Raw genomic sequence first — 16,274 nt, forward strand, 5'->3', positions numbered from 1 at the left:
GCCTCCCCCGGTCCCGGGCGCGCGGGGCGCGGGGGCGGCGGGGGGGGGGGGGGGGGGGGGGGGCCCGCCCCCCCCCCCCCCGACCCCGCCCGAGAATTAGCAGTACAGACGACGACATAGGGGACATAGTGCTCGACGTCAACTTCTTCGACGAGCTGCGCATTGGTCTCGCCACCGCCGACGACATCCGTCAGTGGTCGCACGGCGAGGTCAAGAAGCCTGAGACGATCAACTACCGCACCCTGAAGCCGGAGAAGGACGGGCTCTTCTGCGAGAAGATCTTCGGTCCGCAGCGGGACTGGGAGTGCTACTGCGGTAAGTACAAGCGCGTCCGGTTCAAGGGCATCATCTGTGAGCGCTGCGGCGTCGAGGTGACTCGCTCCAAGGTCCGTCGTGAGCGGATGGGGCACATCGAGCTCGCCGCTCCCGTGACCCACATCTGGTACTTCAAGGGCGTGCCGAGCCGGCTGGGTTACCTGCTGGACCTCGCCCCCAAGGACCTCGAAAAGATCATCTACTTCGCCTCGTACGTCGTGACGAGCGTGGACGCGGAGTCGCGTCACCGTGACCTCTCGACGATCGAGAACGAGATCCTGGCCGAGAAGCGGCAGTCCGAGAACAGCCGCGACTCGGAGATCGAGAAGCGGGCCGCCAAGCTCGAGGCCGACCTGGCCGAGCTGGAGGCCGAGGGTGCCAAGGCGGACGTCCGGCGCAAGGTCAAGGAGGGCGGAGAGCGCGAGATGCGCCAGATCCGCGACCGGGCCCAGCGCGAGATCGACCGCCTGGACGAGGTGCTGGACACCTTCCGCAAGCTGGAGCCGAAGCAGCTGGTCACCGACGAGCTGCTCTACCGCGAGCTGCGCGACCGGTTCGGTGAGTACTTCACCGGCTCGATGGGCGCCGAGGCGATCAAGGCGCTGGTCCAGAACATGGACCTCGACGCCGAGGCCGAGAGCCTGCGGGAGACCATCCGGTCCGGCAAGGGTCAGCGGAAGATCCGGGCGCTCAAGCGGCTCAAGGTCGTGGCGGCGTTCCTGAACACCCGCAACTCGCCGCTCGGCATGGTGCTGGACTGCGTCCCCGTCATCCCGCCGGACCTGCGCCCGATGGTGCAGCTCGACGGTGGCCGGTTCGCGACCTCGGACCTGAACGACCTGTACCGCCGCGTGATCAACCGGAACAACCGCCTCAAGCGGCTGATCGATCTCGGTGCCCCCGAGATCATCGTCAACAACGAGAAGCGGATGCTCCAGGAGGCCGTCGACGCGCTGTTCGACAACGGCCGCCGCGGCCGGCCGGTCACCGGTCCGGGTAACCGCCCGCTCAAGTCGCTGTCCGACATGCTCAAGGGCAAGCAGGGCCGGTTCCGCCAGAACCTGCTGGGCAAGCGCGTCGACTACTCCGGCCGTTCGGTCATCGTGGTCGGCCCGAAGCTCAAGCTGCACCAGTGCGGTCTGCCCAAGCAGATGGCACTGGAGCTGTTCAAGCCGTTCGTGATGAAGCGGCTGGTCGACCTCAACCACGCGCAGAACATCAAGTCCGCCAAGCGGATGGTCGAGCGTCAGCGCCCGGTCGTGTGGGACGTGCTGGAAGAGGTCATCGGCGAGCACCCGGTGCTGCTCAACCGGGCGCCGACCCTGCACCGTCTGGGCATCCAGGCCTTCGAGCCGCAGCTGGTCGAGGGCAAGGCCATCCAGATCCACCCGCTGGTCTGCACCGCGTTCAACGCGGACTTCGACGGTGACCAGATGGCGGTGCACGTGCCGCTGTCCGCCGAGGCCCAGGCCGAGGCACGGATCCTGATGCTGTCGTCGAACAACATCCTCAAGCCGGCCGACGGTAAGCCGGTCACCATGCCCACCCAGGACATGGTCATCGGTCTCTACCACCTCACCCACCTCACCGCCGGTGAGAAGAAGGGCGAGGGTCGGGCATTCAGCTCGGACGCCGAGGCGCGGATGGCGTTCGACAACAGCGAGCTGCACCTGCAGGCGCTGGTGAAGATCCGCCTGCGTGGCGTGACCGAGGTCGACAACGGCGCCGGTGCCGAGCAGTGGACCGCTCCGGAGGGCTGGGTCGAGGGTGACCCGCTGACCGTGGAGACCACCCTGGGCCGGGTGCTGTTCAACGAGACGCTGCCGCAGGGCTACCGCTTCGTGAACTACGAGATCCGCAAGGGTCAGCTCTCTGCGATCGTCAACGACCTCGCCGAGCGCTTCCCCAAGGTGGCCCTCGCGGCCACCCTGGACGGGCTCAAGGAGGCCGGCTTCCACTGGGCCACCTGGTCCGGCGTGACGATCGGCATGGAGGACGTCATCGCTCCGCCGCGCAAGGCGGAGATCCTGGCGAAGTACGAGAAGGAAGCCGACCGGATCGACAAGCAGTACCAGCGTGGTCTGATGACCGCCGAGGAGCGTCGCGGCGAGCTCATCGAGATCTGGACCAAGGCGACCAACGAGGTCGCCAAGGAGATGGACACCGCGCTGCCGCAGGAGAACCCACTGTGGAAGATGATCAACTCGGGTGCCCGCGGTAACCTGCTCCAGCTCCGGCAGATCGCGGCGATCCGTGGTCTGGTGGCCAACCCCAAGGGTGAGATCATCCCGCGGCCGATCAAGGCCAGCTACCGGGAGGGTCTGTCCGTGCTGGAGTACTTCATCTCCACGCACGGTGCCCGTAAGGGTCTCGCCGACACCGCGCTGCGGACCGCCGACTCGGGTTACCTGACCCGTCGTCTGGTGGACGTCTCGCAGGACGTGATCATCCGCGAGGAGGACTGCGGCACCGACCGGGCGATCCCGATGCAGATCGGCGAGCGTCTGGAGGGCGGCAAGCTGGTCGTGCACGAGCACGCCGAGACCAGCGTGCACGCCCGTACCCTGGCCGACGACATCAAGGGGCCGGACGGCACCGTCGTCGCCGAGCGGGGTCAGGACATCAACTCCATCGGCGTCGACAAGATCGTCGCCGCTGGCGTGGAGACGGTCCGGGTGCGCAGCGTGCTCACCTGCGAGTCGAAGCTGGGTGTCTGCGGTGCCTGCTACGGGCGTTCGCTGCCGACCGGCAAGACCGTGGACGTCGGCGAGGCGGTCGGCATCATCGCCGCCCAGTCGATCGGTGAGCCCGGTACGCAGCTGACGATGCGTACCTTCCACACCGGTGGTGTCGCGGGTGAGGACATCACCCAGGGTCTGCCGCGTGTGCAGGAAATCTTCGAGGCCCGGGTCCCGAAGGGTAAGGCGCCCATCGCCGACACCCCCGGCCGGATCCGCATCGAGGACGGCGAGCGCTCGCGGAAGATCATCGTGGTGCCGGACGACGGCAGCGAGGAGATCGTCTACGACAAGATCTCCAAGCGGGTGCGGCTGCGTACCCACGACGGCGGTCACGTCGCGGTCGGCGAGAAGCTGACCGAGGGCACCATCGACCCGCACGAGCTTCTGCGGATCATGGGTCCGCGGGCGGTCCAGGTCCACCTGACCAGTGAGGTCCAGGAGGTCTACCGCTCGCAGGGCGTGCTCATCCACGACAAGCACATCGAGATCATCATTCGCCAGATGCTCAAGCGGGTGACGGTCATCGACTCCGGCTCGACTGAGTTCCTGCCGGGTGTGCTGGTCGACCGGGCGCTGTTCGAGTCGGAGAACCGCCGGCTCGTGTCGGAGGGTGGCGAGCCCGCCGCCGGCCGTCCGGTGCTGATGGGTATCACGAAGGCCTCGCTGGCCACCGACTCCTGGCTCTCCGCGGCCTCCTTCCAGGAGACCACCCGGGTGCTGACCGACGCTGCGATCAACTCGCGCAGCGACTCGCTGGTCGGCCTCAAGGAGAACGTGATCATCGGTAAGCTCATCCCGGCCGGTACGGGCATCAGCAAGTACCGCAACGTCCGGGTGGAGCCGACCGAGGAGGCCAAGGCCAAGGTCTACTCGATGACCGGTTACCCGGAGACCGACTACGGGTTCGGGCCGGCCAGCGGGCAGGCTGTGCCGCTGGACGACTTCGACTTCGGGTCGTACCGCTAAAGCACCGACAACGACGAGGCCCCCGGCACCTGCCGGGGGCCTCGTCGCGTCCGGACCGCCCCGGCCGCGGACCGGGTTCGGCATGATGGAGGCATGACGACCGCACCCGGGCAGGTGTCCGTCGCGCAGCAGGGCCTGCGCCACCCGCTGGATCCGGATCCGGCCCGCGCCACGAAGGCGCGGGCGGTCTTCGCGTTGGGGCTGCTCGGCATGCTCACCGGCCTGTTCATCGGCGGGGTGGTGCCGGCGACGGTGGCGCTCCAGTTGGCGCGGCAGGCCCGCCGGGAGGCGTACGCCTCGGGCGGCTTCCTGACCGGCGGCGCCTGGCTACGGCGCGGTGAGCAGTTGGCGTGGACCGGGCTGGTGCTGGTCGCGGTCAGCGTGGTCGTCGCCGTGGTGATCGGCGTGGTCCGGTTGTCCGGCATGCCGTTCGGCCATGACTACCCGGCGAACATGGACTGATCCAGCCACGGTCGCGCCGGGCGTGGGCGGCGTCGCGCCCGGCGGTAGCCTGGCCGGTGTCCGCCGCGCGGCGACGGCGGCCCTGTCGACAGGAGGACCTCGTGACGGAACCGGCGCGGCCCCCGGCGGATGAGCCGGCCGGGCATCCTGGCGCGCCGGCCTCAGGCCCGGCACCCTCCGAGCCGAGCGGCTGGGCGCGACCCGACCCGGCCGGGCAGCCTGGCTCGTCCTCGGCCGTCCCCGATCCGGGTACGTCGCCAGCGTCCCCGCCCGACCAGACCACGCCACCGGCCTCATCGCCCACTTGGGGTGAAGCGGCTCCGTCGCCCACCTGGGGTGAACATCCCCGATCGGTGCCGCCGTCCGATTGGGGTGCGCCTCCAACCGGTTGGGGTACTGCGGCAGCGCCCGGCTCCGGCCACCCCTATCCGGTTTCCGGCGCATCGGCGCCGCAGGGTTGGGGGCAGCCTCAGTCCGGGTCGGGTGGGCCGCAGGGTTGGGGCCAGCCTCAGTCCGGGCCGGGTGGGCCGCAGGGTTGGGGCCAGCCTCAGCCCGGGCCCGGCGGGCCGCAGGGTTGGGGGCAGCCGCCGTCGTCGGGTCAGGCTCCGGGGTGGGGGATGGCGGCGCGGCCCGTGCCGCCGCCCAGCGACGACCAGCGTCGGCCGCCGAAGCGGGTGGAGTCGGTGCCCGGCACGCCGTTCGGCGTGGTGCACCTGGACGTGCCGCCGGTCACCTCCGGGCTGGCCATCGGGTCGCTGGTGGCGGGGATCGCCTCGATCCTGGTCGCACTGCTGGTGATCTGTTTCGGGGTGGCCTTCGCTGGCAACGGCGGGGCCTGGGCGTCCGGCGCGTTCACGGTGCTGGGCGTGCTGGCGGGGGTGGCGGCGACCGTCGCGGGCCTGCTCGGTCAGCGGCAGATCCGCCGGCCGGCCGCACCGCCGGCGGTGCGGTTCACCGGTCGGGGCCTGGCGGTGGCCGGGATCAGCTGCGGGGCGGCGGGGGCGCTGCTCAGCCTCGTGGGGCTCGGCCTGGCGCTACTGCTCACCATCGCGTGAGGCATATCACTGCGCGAGCCGGTCGGTGTACCTCTCGCACCAGGTCTCCGGTGCCCGCTCCGGGGGCGACGGGTGGTCCGGCGGGGATGCCGGTACACTTGTATTCGTAGGTGCCCATCGCGGGCGACGAGGCAGGGCGAGATCCGGCCGGCGAGTGTGAGACGTTCGCCGGGCCATTCCGTTTTGACCTGGGCGGCTGTGGTAGGTACTCTTTCCCCTTGTGCCCGGGCGTGCCCGGGCAACTCGTGCGTGCGCTGGATCCGGAGTCCGGACGGCGGCACGACAAGGCCAGAGATCCGGGGCGGGGCGACCCGCGTGCCGGTGACAGAACCCGGTACGCATGCGAAAGCGTCCGCACCGGGACCGTGAGCTGGGCGACACGCCCGACCGCGGGTGCCGGGGCCTCCGCAAGGTGGCCCTGGTCGGAATGTAGGAGAGCCGGTCATCAGGCCGGCTAACGAGCAGACGGCGCGGCCGCTACAGAGCGGCCGAAGGGAGCGGAGAAACCCGGTGCCCACGATCCAGCAGCTGGTCCGAAAGGGCCGCCAGGCAAAGACGAGTAAGACCAAGACCCCGGCGCTGAAGGGTTCCCCTCAGCGGCGCGGCGTGTGCACCCGCGTGTACACCACCACCCCCAAGAAGCCGAACTCGGCGCTGCGCAAGGTCGCTCGTGTGAAGCTCAGCAGCCAGATCGAGGTGACCGCCTACATCCCGGGCGTCGGTCACAACCTGCAGGAGCACTCGATCGTGCTCGTTCGCGGCGGCCGGGTGAAGGACCTCCCCGGCGTGCGCTACAAGATCGTCCGCGGCTCGCTGGACACCCAGGGTGTCCGCAACCGCAAGCAGGCGCGCAGCCGTTACGGCGCCAAGAAGGAGAAGAGCTGACATGCCGCGTAAGGGACCCGCTCCGCGGCGGCCGCTGGTCGCTGACCCGGTGTACAACTCGCCGCTGGTCACCCAGCTGGTGAACAAGATTCTGCTCCGCGGCAAGCGCCAGCTCGCCGAATCCATCGTGTACGCGGCCCTCGAGGGCTGCCGCGAGAAGTCCGGCACCGACCCGGTCGTCACCCTCAAGCGGGCGATGGACAACGTCAAGCCGACCCTCGAGGTGCGCAGCCGTCGTGTCGGTGGCGCCACCTACCAGGTTCCGGTCGAGGTCCGTCCGACCCGGGCGACCACGCTGGGCCTGCGCTGGCTGGTCACGTACTCCCGCGCCCGGCGCGAGAAGACCATGGTCGAGCGGCTGATGAACGAGCTGCTGGACGCGAGCAACGGCCTCGGTGCCGCCGTCAAGCGGCGCGAGGACACGCACAAGATGGCCGAGTCCAACAAGGCCTTCGCGCACTACCGCTGGTAACACCCTGGTTCCGGCGCCCCACGGGGCGTCGGAACCGCCACCAGTTGAGTCGAGACGACGATAAGTAGGGATTGAAGTGGCCGCCGCAGACGCGCTCGCCAAGGTTCGCAACATCGGCATCATGGCGCACATCGATGCCGGTAAGACCACCACCACCGAGCGGATCCTGTTCTACACCGGCATCACGTACAAGATCGGTGAGGTCCACGAGGGCGCTGCCGTCATGGACTGGATGGAGCAGGAGCAGGAGCGTGGTATCACCATCACCTCCGCTGCTACCAAGTGTGAGTGGAAGGACCACACGATCCAGATCATCGACACGCCCGGTCACGTCGACTTCACGGTCGAGGTCGAGCGGTCGCTGCGGGTCCTGGATGGTGCGGTCGCGGTTTACGACGGCGTCGCCGGCGTGGAGCCGCAGACGGAGAACGTCTGGCGGCAGGCCGACAAGTACAACGTCCCGCGCATGTGCTTCGTCAACAAGCTCGACCGGACCGGCGCCGACTTCTTCCGCTGCGTGCAGATGATGATCGACCGGCTGAACGCCACCCCGCTGGTGCTCCAGATCCCGATCGGGCTCGAGGGTGACCACATCGGTGTCGTCGACCTGATCGGCATGCGTGCGCTCACCTGGCGCGGCGAGACCCAGAAGGGTGACGACTACGCGGTCGAGGAGATCCCGGCCGAGCTGGCCGACTCCGCAGCCGAGTGGCGCGAGAAGCTGATGGAGACCCTCGCCGACGTCGACGACGCGGTGATGGAGAAGTACCTGGAAGGCGAGGAGGTCTCCGTCGAGGAGATCAAGGCCGCCATCCGGCGTGCCACCATCGCTGGCAAGGCCAACCCGGTGCTCTGCGGCTCGGCGTTCAAGAACAAGGGCGTCCAGCCCATGCTCGACGCCGTGGTCGACTTCCTGCCGTCGCCGCTGGACGTTCCGGCGATCGAGGGTACGGCCACCGACGGTGAGACCCCGCTGGTGCGGAAGCCCTCGAAGTCGGAGCCCTTCTCCGGCCTGGCCTTCAAGATCCAGACGGACAAGCACCTCGGCAAGCTCACCTACGTCCGGGTCTACTCCGGCACGCTCGATTCCGGCTCCCAGGTGGTCAACTCCACCAAGGACCGCAAGGAGCGGATCGGCAAGATCTACCAGATGCACGCCAACAAGCGGGAAGAGCGTCCGTCGGCGCAGGCCGGCGACATCATCGCGGTGCAGGGTCTCAAGCAGACCACCACCGGCGACACGCTCTCCGACCCGGCGAACCCGGTGATCCTGGAGTCGATGACGTTCCCGGAGCCGGTCATCTCGGTGGCGATCGAGCCGAAGACCAAGTCCGACCAGGAGAAGCTGGGCACCGCAATCCAGCGGCTGGCCGAGGAGGACCCGACCTTCCGCGTCCGCCTGGACGAGGAGACCGGTCAGACGGTCATCTCCGGCATGGGTGAGCTGCACCTGGACATCCTGGTCGACCGGATGCGCCGCGAGTTCAACGTCGAGGCCAACGTCGGCAAGCCGCAGGTGGCGTACCGCGAGACGATCCGCCGCAAGGTGGAGAAGATCGAGTACACCCACAAGAAGCAGACCGGTGGTTCCGGCCAGTACGCCCGCGTGATCGTGAGCGTCGAGCCGCTGCCGCTGGACAACGAGTCGCCGACCTACGAGTTCGCCAACGCCGTCACCGGTGGTCGCGTCCCGCGGGAGTTCATCCCGTCCGTCGACGCCGGTGCCCAGGACGCCCTGCAGTACGGCATCCTGGCGGGCTTCCCGCTCGTCGGTGTGAAGCTGACGCTGCTGGACGGCCAGTACCACGAGGTCGACTCCTCGGAAATGGCATTCAAGATCGCCGGCTCGATGGTGATGAAGGAGGCGGCCCGCAAGGCCGACCCCGCACTGCTCGAGCCGATGATGGCCGTTGAGGTCACCACTCCTGAGGAGAACATGGGTGACGTCATCGGCGACCTCAACTCCCGTCGCGGCATCATCCAGGCGATGGAGGAGCGCAGCGGCGCCCGCATCGTGAGGGCTCTGGTGCCGTTGTCGGAGATGTTCGGCTACGTCGGCGACCTGCGGTCGAAGACCCAGGGCCGGGCTAGCTACAGCATGCAGTTCGACTCCTACGCCGAGGTTCCGCAGAGCGTCGCGAAGGAGATCATCGCGAAGGCTACGGGCGAGTAACTTCCCCGAGCAGGTGATTCGTGGTCGGTCGCGGGTGTTTTTCACCCGCCCGCGGCCACCACGATCGGATCGCGTGAGACCGGGCCTGTAGGCTTCATCGCCGCAGAACCCACAAAAGCTCTCCGGCCGTCAGGCCGGAAAGGCTGTCGACAGAGTCCTAAGCGCCGACCGGCGCGCCGGGCGTACGAACCAAGAAGTCCACAGGAGGACACCAGTGGCGAAGGCGAAGTTCGAGCGGACTAAGCCGCACGTCAACATCGGCACCATTGGTCACATCGACCACGGTAAGACGACGCTGACGGCGGCCATCACGAAGGTCCTGCACGACCAGTACCCCGACCTGAACCCTTACACGCCGTTCGACGAGATCGACAAGGCGCCGGAGGAGAAGGCCCGCGGTATCACGATCTCGATCGCGCACGTCGAGTACCAGACCGAGGCGCGGCACTACGCGCACGTCGACTGCCCCGGCCACGCGGACTACATCAAGAACATGATCACCGGTGCCGCGCAGATGGACGGCGCGATCCTGGTGGTCGCGGCGACCGACGGTCCGATGCCGCAGACCCGCGAGCACGTGCTGCTGGCCCGTCAGGTTGGCGTGCCGTACATCGTCGTGGCGCTCAACAAGAGCGACATGGTCGATGACGAGGAGCTCCTGGAGCTCGTCGAGCTCGAGGTCCGTGAGCTGCTCTCCTCGCAGGAGTACCCGGGTGACGACCTTCCGGTCGTCCAGGTCTCCGCGCTGAAGGCGCTCGAGGGCGACCCGGTCTGGACCGAGAAGCTGCTCGAGCTGATGAACGCGGTCGACACCGCGATTCCGCAGCCGGAGCGCGAGACCGAGAAGCCGTTCCTCATGCCCGTCGAGGACGTGTTCACGATCACCGGTCGTGGCACCGTCGTCACCGGTCGTGTCGAGCGTGGCGTGCTGCTCCCGAACGAGGACGTCGAGGTTGTCGGCATCCGCGAGAAGGGCTTCAAGACCAAGGTCACCGCGATCGAGATGTTCCGGAAGACCCTGGACGACGCCCGCGCAGGCGAGAACGTCGGCCTGCTGCTGCGTGGCACCAAGCGCGAGGACGTCGAGCGCGGCATGGTCGTCGTGAAGCCGGGCACCACCACCCCGCACACGGAGTTCGAGGCGACGGTCTACATCCTCTCCAAGGAGGAGGGCGGCCGGCACACCCCGTTCTTCCAGAACTACCGCCCGCAGTTCTACTTCCGGACCACGGACGTCACCGGTGTCGTCACCCTCCCCGAGGGCACCGAGATGGTCATGCCGGGCGACAACACCACCATGTCGGTGAAGCTGATCCAGCCCATCGCCATGGAAGACAACCTCAAGTTCGCGATCCGCGAGGGTGGCCGTACCGTCGGCGCCGGGTTCGTCAACAAGATCATCAAGTGAACTAGGTAACCCCGATTAGACCCGCCGCCGGTCGTGCGGCATACTAGTCAGGTTGCGTAACGACAGTTCGTCGCCTGTGTTCGGCTTCCGCTGAACCTCCGGGTGGCGAGACAGTCGAGCGTGGGGTGGTTGGCGGCCCAGTCGCCAACCACCCTCGCACGGCGTTCAGGTCGCGGTAATGCGATCGGCGCCTTGACCCACCGCGCGGTCAGCACCACTCCGGAACCACGGGGCGGAGCCCGGCCCGAGGGCGCGACACGCCCGACCGCGGGGGTCGGCGAAGTGGGCCTGTGCCAGCCGGTACAGGCGCCCGCAACACAGCGGCATCGAGAGAAGGAACAGAAGCCACCATGGCGGGACAGAAGATCCGCATCCGGCTCAAGGCCTATGACCACGAGGTCGTCGACTCCTCGGCTCGGAAGATCGTCGAGACGGTGACGCGCACCGGGGCGCAGGTCGCGGGCCCGGTGCCGCTGCCCACGGAGATCAACCGTTTCTGCGTTATCCGCTCGCCGCACAAGTACAAGGACTCGCGCGAGCACTTCGAGATGCGCACGCACAAGCGGCTGATCGACATCATCGACCCGACCCCGAAGACGGTCGACTCGCTCATGCGCCTCGACCTGCCGGCTGGCGTCGACATCGAGATCAAGCTGTAGGGACCGGACAAATGGACAGGCAAGTCAAGGGGATCCTGGGCGCCAAGCTCGGCATGACCCAGGTCTGGGACAACAACAAGGTTGTTCCCGTGACCGTGGTCGAGGCCGGCCCGTGCGTCATCAGCCAGGTTCGTAGCGCCGAGAAGGACGGTTACTCCGCGGTCCAGCTGGCCTACGGCACCATCGACCCGCGCAAGGTCAAGAAGCCGATCAGCGGGCACTACGCGAAGGCGGACGTGGCGCCGCGCCGGCACATCGTCGAGCTGCGCACCAAGGACGCCAGCGAGTACTCGCTCGGCCAGGAGGTCACGGTCGAGGAGTTCCCGGCCGGCGTCACCATCGACGTCACCGGCAAGACCAAGGGCAAGGGCTACGCCGGCCCGATGAAGCGGCACGGCTTCCACGGTCTGGGCGCTGGCCACGGTGTCGAGCGCAAGCACCGCTCGCCCGGCTCCATCGGCGCCTGCGCCACCCCGGGTCGTGTCTTCAAGGGCACCCGGATGGCCGGCCGCATGGGTGGCGTGCGCTACACCGTGCAGAACCTCACCGTCCAGGCGGTCGACACCGAGAACAACCTCCTGCTCGTCCGTGGTGCCATTCCTGGCCCCAAGGGCGCGCTGGTTCTGGTCCGTACCGCGGCCAAGAGCAAGGTGAAGAAGGGCGGTGCGGCCAAGTGACCACCGTTGACGTACGCACCGTCGAAGGCAGCACCAGCGGCTCCGTCGAGCTGCCGGCTGACATCTTCGACGTGCAGGCCAACGTCGCGCTGATGCACCAGGTCGTGGTGGCCCAGCTCGCGGCGGCCCGACAGGGCACGCACAAGACCAAGACCCGCGGTGAGGTCGCCGGCGGCGGCAAGAAGCCGTACAAGCAGAAGGGCACCGGTCGCGCCCGGCAGGGCTCGATCCGCGCGCCGCAGTTCGCCGGCGGTGGCGTGGTGCACGGTCCCGTGCCGCGCGACTACAGCCAGCGGACCCCGAAGAAGATGAAGGCCGCCGCGCTGCGGGGTGCCCTCTCCGACCGGGCCCGCGCCGGGCAGGTGCACGTTGTCGAGGCGTTCGTCTCGGGCGAGAAGCCGTCGACCAAGGCGGCCCTGGCCACGCTGACCAAGCTCACCGAGGCCCGTCGGGTTCTCGTCGTGCTGAGCAGCACCGACGAGCTGAACTGGGTGTCGCTGCGCAACGAGCCGCGGGTGCACCTGATCGAGTCCGGCCAGCTGAACACGTACGACGTGCTGGTGGCCGACGACGTGGTCTTCACCAAGGACGCCCTGGACGAGTTCCTGGGCGTGCCCGCCGAGACCACCGAGGAGGGTGGCAAGTGAGCACGATCGCCGACCCGCGCGACATCATCGTGGCGCCGGTCGTCTCGGAGAAGAGCTACAGCGAGCTGAACCGGAACTGGTACACCTTCCTGGTGCACCCGGACGCGAACAAGACCGAGATCAAGATCGCTATCCAGCAGATCTTCAACGTCCGCGTCCTGACGGTCAACACGCTCAACCGCCAAGGGAAGCGCAAGCGCACCAAGACCGGCTTCGGTCAGCGCAAGGCGACCAAGCGGGCGATCGTGAAGCTGGCTGACGGTGACCGTATCGAGGCCTTCGGCGGCCCGGTCAGCTGAGGGGTGTAGACAATGGCTATCCGTAAGTACAAGCCGACGACGCCGGGCCGACGCGGCTCCAGCGTTGCCGACTTCGCCGAGATCACCCGGTCCACGCCGGAGAAGTCGCTGCTGGCTCCGCTGCCGAAGAAGGGCGGGCGTAACGCCCACGGCCGGATCACCACGCGGCACCACGGTGGCGGCCACAAGCGCCAGTACCGTCTGATCGACTTCAAGCGGGTCGACAAGGACGGCGTGCCGGCGAAGGTCGCTCACATCGAGTACGACCCGAACCGCACGGCGCGTATCGCGCTGCTGCACTACGCCGACGGCGAGAAGCGGTACATCATCGCGCCGAAGGACATGAAGCAGGGCGACCGCGTCGAGTCCGGTCCGGGCGCCGACATCAAGCCGGGTAACAACCTGCCGCTGCGCAACATCCCGGTCGGTACCACGATCCACAACGTGGAGCTGCGTCCGGGTGGCGGGGCCAAGCTGGCCCGTTCCGCCGGCGTCGGCATCCAGCTGCTCGGCCGTGAGGGCGCGTACGCGACCCTGCGTATGCCGTCCGGCGAGATCCGGCGTGTGGACGTGCGCTGCCGCGCCAGCGTCGGCGAGATCGGCAACGCCGACCAGTCGAACATCAACTGGGGCAAGGCCGGCCGTATGCGGTGGAAGGGCAAGCGCCCGACCGTCCGTGGTGTCGCCATGAACCCGGTCGACCACCCGCACGGTGGTGGTGAGGGTAAGACCTCTGGTGGTCGTCACCCGGTCAACCCGCAGGGTAAGCCCGAGGGCCGCACCCGCCGTAAGGGCCAGCCGAGTGACCGGCTGATCGTCCGCCGCCGCTACGCCACGCGTAAGCGCGGCTGAGGGAGATAAGACATGCCTCGCAGCCTGAAGAAGGGCCCGTTCGTAGACGACCACCTGCTCAAGAAGGTGGAAGTGCAGAACGACAAGGGCACGAAGAACGTGATCAAGACCTGGTCGCGGCGCTCGACGATCATCCCCGAGATGCTGGGGCACACGATCGCCGTGCACGACGGACGCAAGCACGTCCCGGTGTTCGTGACCGAGGCGATGGTCGGGCACAAGCTCGGCGAGTTCGCGCTGACCCGCACGTTCAAGGGTCACGAGAAGGACGACCGGAAGAGCCGTCGGCGCTGACGCCGCGGGCATACGGATAGAGGGAACAAGGGGTTACAGCGATGCCAGGAAAGGGCGACGCTCCGGTGCTTCCGGGCGCGCGGGCGGTTGCGCGGCACGTGCGCATCTCGCCGATGAAGGCGCGCCGGGTGGTCAACCTCGTCCGCGGCCTGCCCGCGAAGGAGGCTCTCACGGTGCTGCAGTTCGCGCCGCAGGCTGCGAGCGAGCAGGTGTACAAGGTGCTCGCTAGCGCGATCGCCAACGCGGAGAACAACGAGCGGCTGGACCCCGGCGCGCTGCTCGTCAGCGAGGCGTTCGTGGACGAGGGCCCGACGATGAAGCGGTTCCAGCCGCGGGCGCAGGGTCGGGCGTACCGGATCCGCAAGCGCACCTGCCACATCACCGTGGTGGTCGAAGCGGTCGCGCCGGCAGCGCCGAGGAAGGCCGCGGCGAAGAAGGCCGCCCCGGCCACGGAGGCCGCACCGGCCGAAGCGCAGAGCAAGACGGAGGACGCCGAGTAATGGGTCAGAAGGTTCACCCCACTGGGTTCCGGCTCGGCATCTCGACCGACTGGAAGTCCCGCTGGTTCGCGGACAAGCTCTACAAGGACTACATCGGCGAGGATGTCAAGATCCGCCGCATGATGTCCAAGGGCCTCGAGCGTGCCGGCATCTCCAAGGTCGACATCGAGCGCACCCGCGACCGGGTCCGGGTCGACATCCACACCGCTCGGCCGGGCATCGTCATCGGCCGTAAGGGTGCGGAGGCCGACCGGATCCGCGGCGAGCTCGAGAAGCTCACCGGCAAGCAGGTGCAGCTGAACATCATCGAGGTGAAGAACCCCGAGTCGGACGCACAGCTCGTCGCGCAGGGCGTGGCCGAGCAGCTGTCCAGCCGGGTCAGCTTCCGTCGGGCGATGCGCAAGGCCATGCAGTCGGCCATGAAGAACCCGGTCTGCAAGGGCATCCGCGTGCAGGTCTCGGGTCGCCTCGGCGGCGCCGAGATGAGCCGGACCGAGTTCTACCGCGAGGGTCGGGTCCCGCTGCACACGCTGCGGGCCAACATCGAGTACGGCTTCTTCGAGGCCCGTACCACCTTCGGTCGGATCGGCGTGAAGGTCTGGATCTACAAGGGTGACGCCGTCCCGGGCCGGGAGGCTCCGGCCGAGGCCGGTCCGTCCCGCCCGCGTCGTGGTGAGCGCGGCGACCGTCCCGAGCGTCCGCGCCGTGGCCGGTCGGGTTCGTCCGGCACCACGGCTGGTGGCACCGAGGCCGGTCGGGCTGCTGCGACGACCATCGCGCAGCAGGCCGAGACGCCGAGCGGCGAGCCGGTCGACAGCGCTGCTGTCGCCGCCGCGGCTGCTCCGGCAGAAACGCAGCAGGAGGGCTGACAGATGCTGATGCCGCGCAAGCCCCCGAAGGGCTTCCGCAAGCCGCACCACCCGGACCGCAGTGGCGCGTCCAAGGGTGGTAACCGGGTGGTGTTCGGCGAGTTCGGGATCCAGGCTCTCGAGCCGGCGTACGTGACGAACCGACAGATCGAGTCGGCACGTATCGCGATGACCCGTCACATCAAGCGTGGTGGCAAGGTCTGGATCACGATCTTCCCGGACCAGGCCCTCACCAAGAAGCCTGCCGAGACCCGGATGGGTTCCGGTAAGGGTTCGCCCGAGTGGTGGGTCGCCAACGTCAAGCCGGGGCGGGTTCTCTTCGAGATGTCCTTCCCGAACGAGCAGACCGCGCGAGAGGCCATGCGTCGCGCGATCCACAAGCTCCCGATGAAGTGCCGCATTGTTACGCGCGAAGTGGGTGAATCCTGATGGCAGCGGGCGTTAAGGCGACCGAGCTGCGTGAGCTCTCCGAGGAGGAGCTGGTCACGAAGCTGCGGGAGGCCAAGGCGGAGCTGTTCAACCTCCGCGTGCAGGCCGCAACCGGGCAGCTGGACAACAACCGGCGGCTGCAGGTCATCCGTCGGGAGATCGCCCGGATCTACACGATCATGCGCGAGCGTGAGCTGGGGCTCTCGGTTGCGCCGACTGAGGTGACTGCATCATGACCGAGAACACCGCCACTGACGCCACCCGCGCGCGCCGTAAGGTTCGCGAGGGCCTGGTGGTCAGCGACAAGATGGACAAGACCGTCGTGGTCGAGGTCGAGGACCGGGTTCGGCACGCGCTGTACGGCAAGATCATGCGCCGTACTCGCAAGCTGAAGGTGCACGACGAGCAGAACGCCGCCGGCATCGGCGACCGGGTCCTGATCATGGAGACCCGGCCGCTGAGCGCCACCAAGCGTTGGCGGATCGTGGAAATCCAGGAAAAGGCCAAGTAGCGAAGGCTCGAGCTCGCCCGGCGTTGCGTCGGGCGTTGGTTCCGCCAGGCTCCGGCCGCC

18 protein-coding genes are annotated in these 16,274 nt (G+C 68.2%); all 18 read left to right on the forward strand.

Annotation, left to right across the window (positions count from 1 at the left end):
- The first annotated feature begins 128 nt into the window (after positions 1–128).
- The 18 genes from ABZ808_RS16700 (at position 129) to rpsQ (ending at position 16,214) form a co-directional block, all read left to right on the forward strand.
- A complete protein-coding gene (locus ABZ808_RS16700) occupies positions 129–4,022 on the forward strand; it encodes a DNA-directed RNA polymerase subunit beta' (RefSeq protein ID WP_357006865.1) in 3,894 nt (1,297 codons plus the stop codon).
- 93 nt (positions 4,023–4,115) lie between these two features.
- Positions 4,116–4,484 (forward strand): hypothetical protein, encoded by a 369-nt coding sequence (locus ABZ808_RS16705; protein ID WP_357006868.1) that lies wholly within the window; start codon positions 4,116–4,118, stop codon positions 4,482–4,484.
- Positions 4,485–5,167: 683 nt separating this feature from the next.
- Entirely contained in the window at positions 5,168–5,539 is a 372-nt protein-coding gene (locus tag ABZ808_RS16710) for a hypothetical protein (RefSeq protein ID WP_357008164.1), read from the forward strand.
- Positions 5,540–6,049: 510 nt separating this feature from the next.
- Positions 6,050–6,424, forward strand: a complete 375-nt coding sequence (rpsL, locus tag ABZ808_RS16715; RefSeq protein ID WP_014440718.1) for a 30S ribosomal protein S12 — start codon at positions 6,050–6,052, stop codon at positions 6,422–6,424.
- A 1-nt stretch (position 6,425) separates the two neighbouring features.
- A complete protein-coding gene (gene rpsG, locus ABZ808_RS16720) occupies positions 6,426–6,896 on the forward strand; it encodes a 30S ribosomal protein S7 (protein WP_007465317.1) in 471 nt (156 codons plus the stop codon).
- Between the two features lie 76 nt (positions 6,897–6,972).
- Positions 6,973–9,069 (forward strand): elongation factor G, encoded by a 2,097-nt coding sequence (fusA, locus tag ABZ808_RS16725; RefSeq protein WP_357006871.1) that lies wholly within the window; start codon positions 6,973–6,975, stop codon positions 9,067–9,069.
- A 214-nt stretch (positions 9,070–9,283) separates the two neighbouring features.
- A complete protein-coding gene (gene tuf, locus ABZ808_RS16730) occupies positions 9,284–10,477 on the forward strand; it encodes an elongation factor Tu (RefSeq protein ID WP_357006873.1) in 1,194 nt (397 codons plus the stop codon).
- A gap of 350 nt (positions 10,478–10,827) precedes the next feature.
- Positions 10,828–11,136: a 30S ribosomal protein S10 gene (gene rpsJ / locus ABZ808_RS16735; protein ID WP_007073037.1), complete on the forward strand. Its 309-nt coding sequence runs from the start codon at positions 10,828–10,830 to the stop codon at positions 11,134–11,136.
- 11 nt (positions 11,137–11,147) lie between these two features.
- On the forward strand, positions 11,148–11,813 hold the full coding sequence (rplC, locus tag ABZ808_RS16740; protein ID WP_357006876.1) for a 50S ribosomal protein L3: 666 nt from the start codon (positions 11,148–11,150) through the stop codon (positions 11,811–11,813).
- Entirely contained in the window at positions 11,810–12,460 is a 651-nt protein-coding gene (gene rplD / locus ABZ808_RS16745) for a 50S ribosomal protein L4 (RefSeq protein WP_053653946.1), read from the forward strand. Before rplC ends, rplD begins: the two co-directional genes overlap by 4 nt.
- Entirely contained in the window at positions 12,457–12,759 is a 303-nt protein-coding gene (gene rplW / locus ABZ808_RS16750) for a 50S ribosomal protein L23 (RefSeq protein ID WP_007465304.1), read from the forward strand. The genes rplD and rplW overlap by 4 nt, the downstream gene beginning before the upstream one ends.
- A 12-nt stretch (positions 12,760–12,771) precedes the next feature.
- Entirely contained in the window at positions 12,772–13,611 is an 840-nt protein-coding gene (rplB, locus tag ABZ808_RS16755) for a 50S ribosomal protein L2 (RefSeq protein ID WP_088950237.1), read from the forward strand.
- Positions 13,612–13,623: 12 nt separating this feature from the next.
- Positions 13,624–13,905, forward strand: a complete 282-nt coding sequence (gene rpsS, locus ABZ808_RS16760) for a 30S ribosomal protein S19 (protein ID WP_357006879.1) — start codon at positions 13,624–13,626, stop codon at positions 13,903–13,905.
- 41 nt (positions 13,906–13,946) lie between these two features.
- Positions 13,947–14,405 carry a 50S ribosomal protein L22 gene (rplV, locus tag ABZ808_RS16765; protein WP_053653942.1) on the forward strand — a complete coding sequence of 153 codons (459 nt, stop codon included), beginning with the start codon at positions 13,947–13,949 and terminating at the stop codon, positions 14,403–14,405.
- The gene (gene rpsC / locus ABZ808_RS16770) at positions 14,405–15,274 is read left to right on the forward strand and encodes a 30S ribosomal protein S3 (protein ID WP_007465294.1); all 870 of its coding nucleotides are present in this window, start codon (positions 14,405–14,407) and stop codon (positions 15,272–15,274) included. Before rplV ends, rpsC begins: the two co-directional genes overlap by 1 nt.
- 3 nt (positions 15,275–15,277) lie before the next feature.
- Positions 15,278–15,703: a 50S ribosomal protein L16 gene (gene rplP, locus ABZ808_RS16775; protein ID WP_053653940.1), complete on the forward strand. Its 426-nt coding sequence runs from the start codon at positions 15,278–15,280 to the stop codon at positions 15,701–15,703.
- Positions 15,703–15,939: a 50S ribosomal protein L29 gene (rpmC, locus tag ABZ808_RS16780; protein WP_357006882.1), complete on the forward strand. Its 237-nt coding sequence runs from the start codon at positions 15,703–15,705 to the stop codon at positions 15,937–15,939. The genes rplP and rpmC overlap by 1 nt, the downstream gene beginning before the upstream one ends.
- Entirely contained in the window at positions 15,936–16,214 is a 279-nt protein-coding gene (gene rpsQ, locus ABZ808_RS16785; protein ID WP_357006884.1) for a 30S ribosomal protein S17, read from the forward strand. The genes rpmC and rpsQ overlap by 4 nt, the downstream gene beginning before the upstream one ends.
- Positions 16,215–16,274 lie beyond the last annotated feature (60 nt).

The organism is Micromonospora sp. NPDC047527, assembly GCF_040643015.1.
Classification (GTDB): Bacteria; Actinomycetota; Actinomycetes; order Mycobacteriales; family Micromonosporaceae; genus Micromonospora.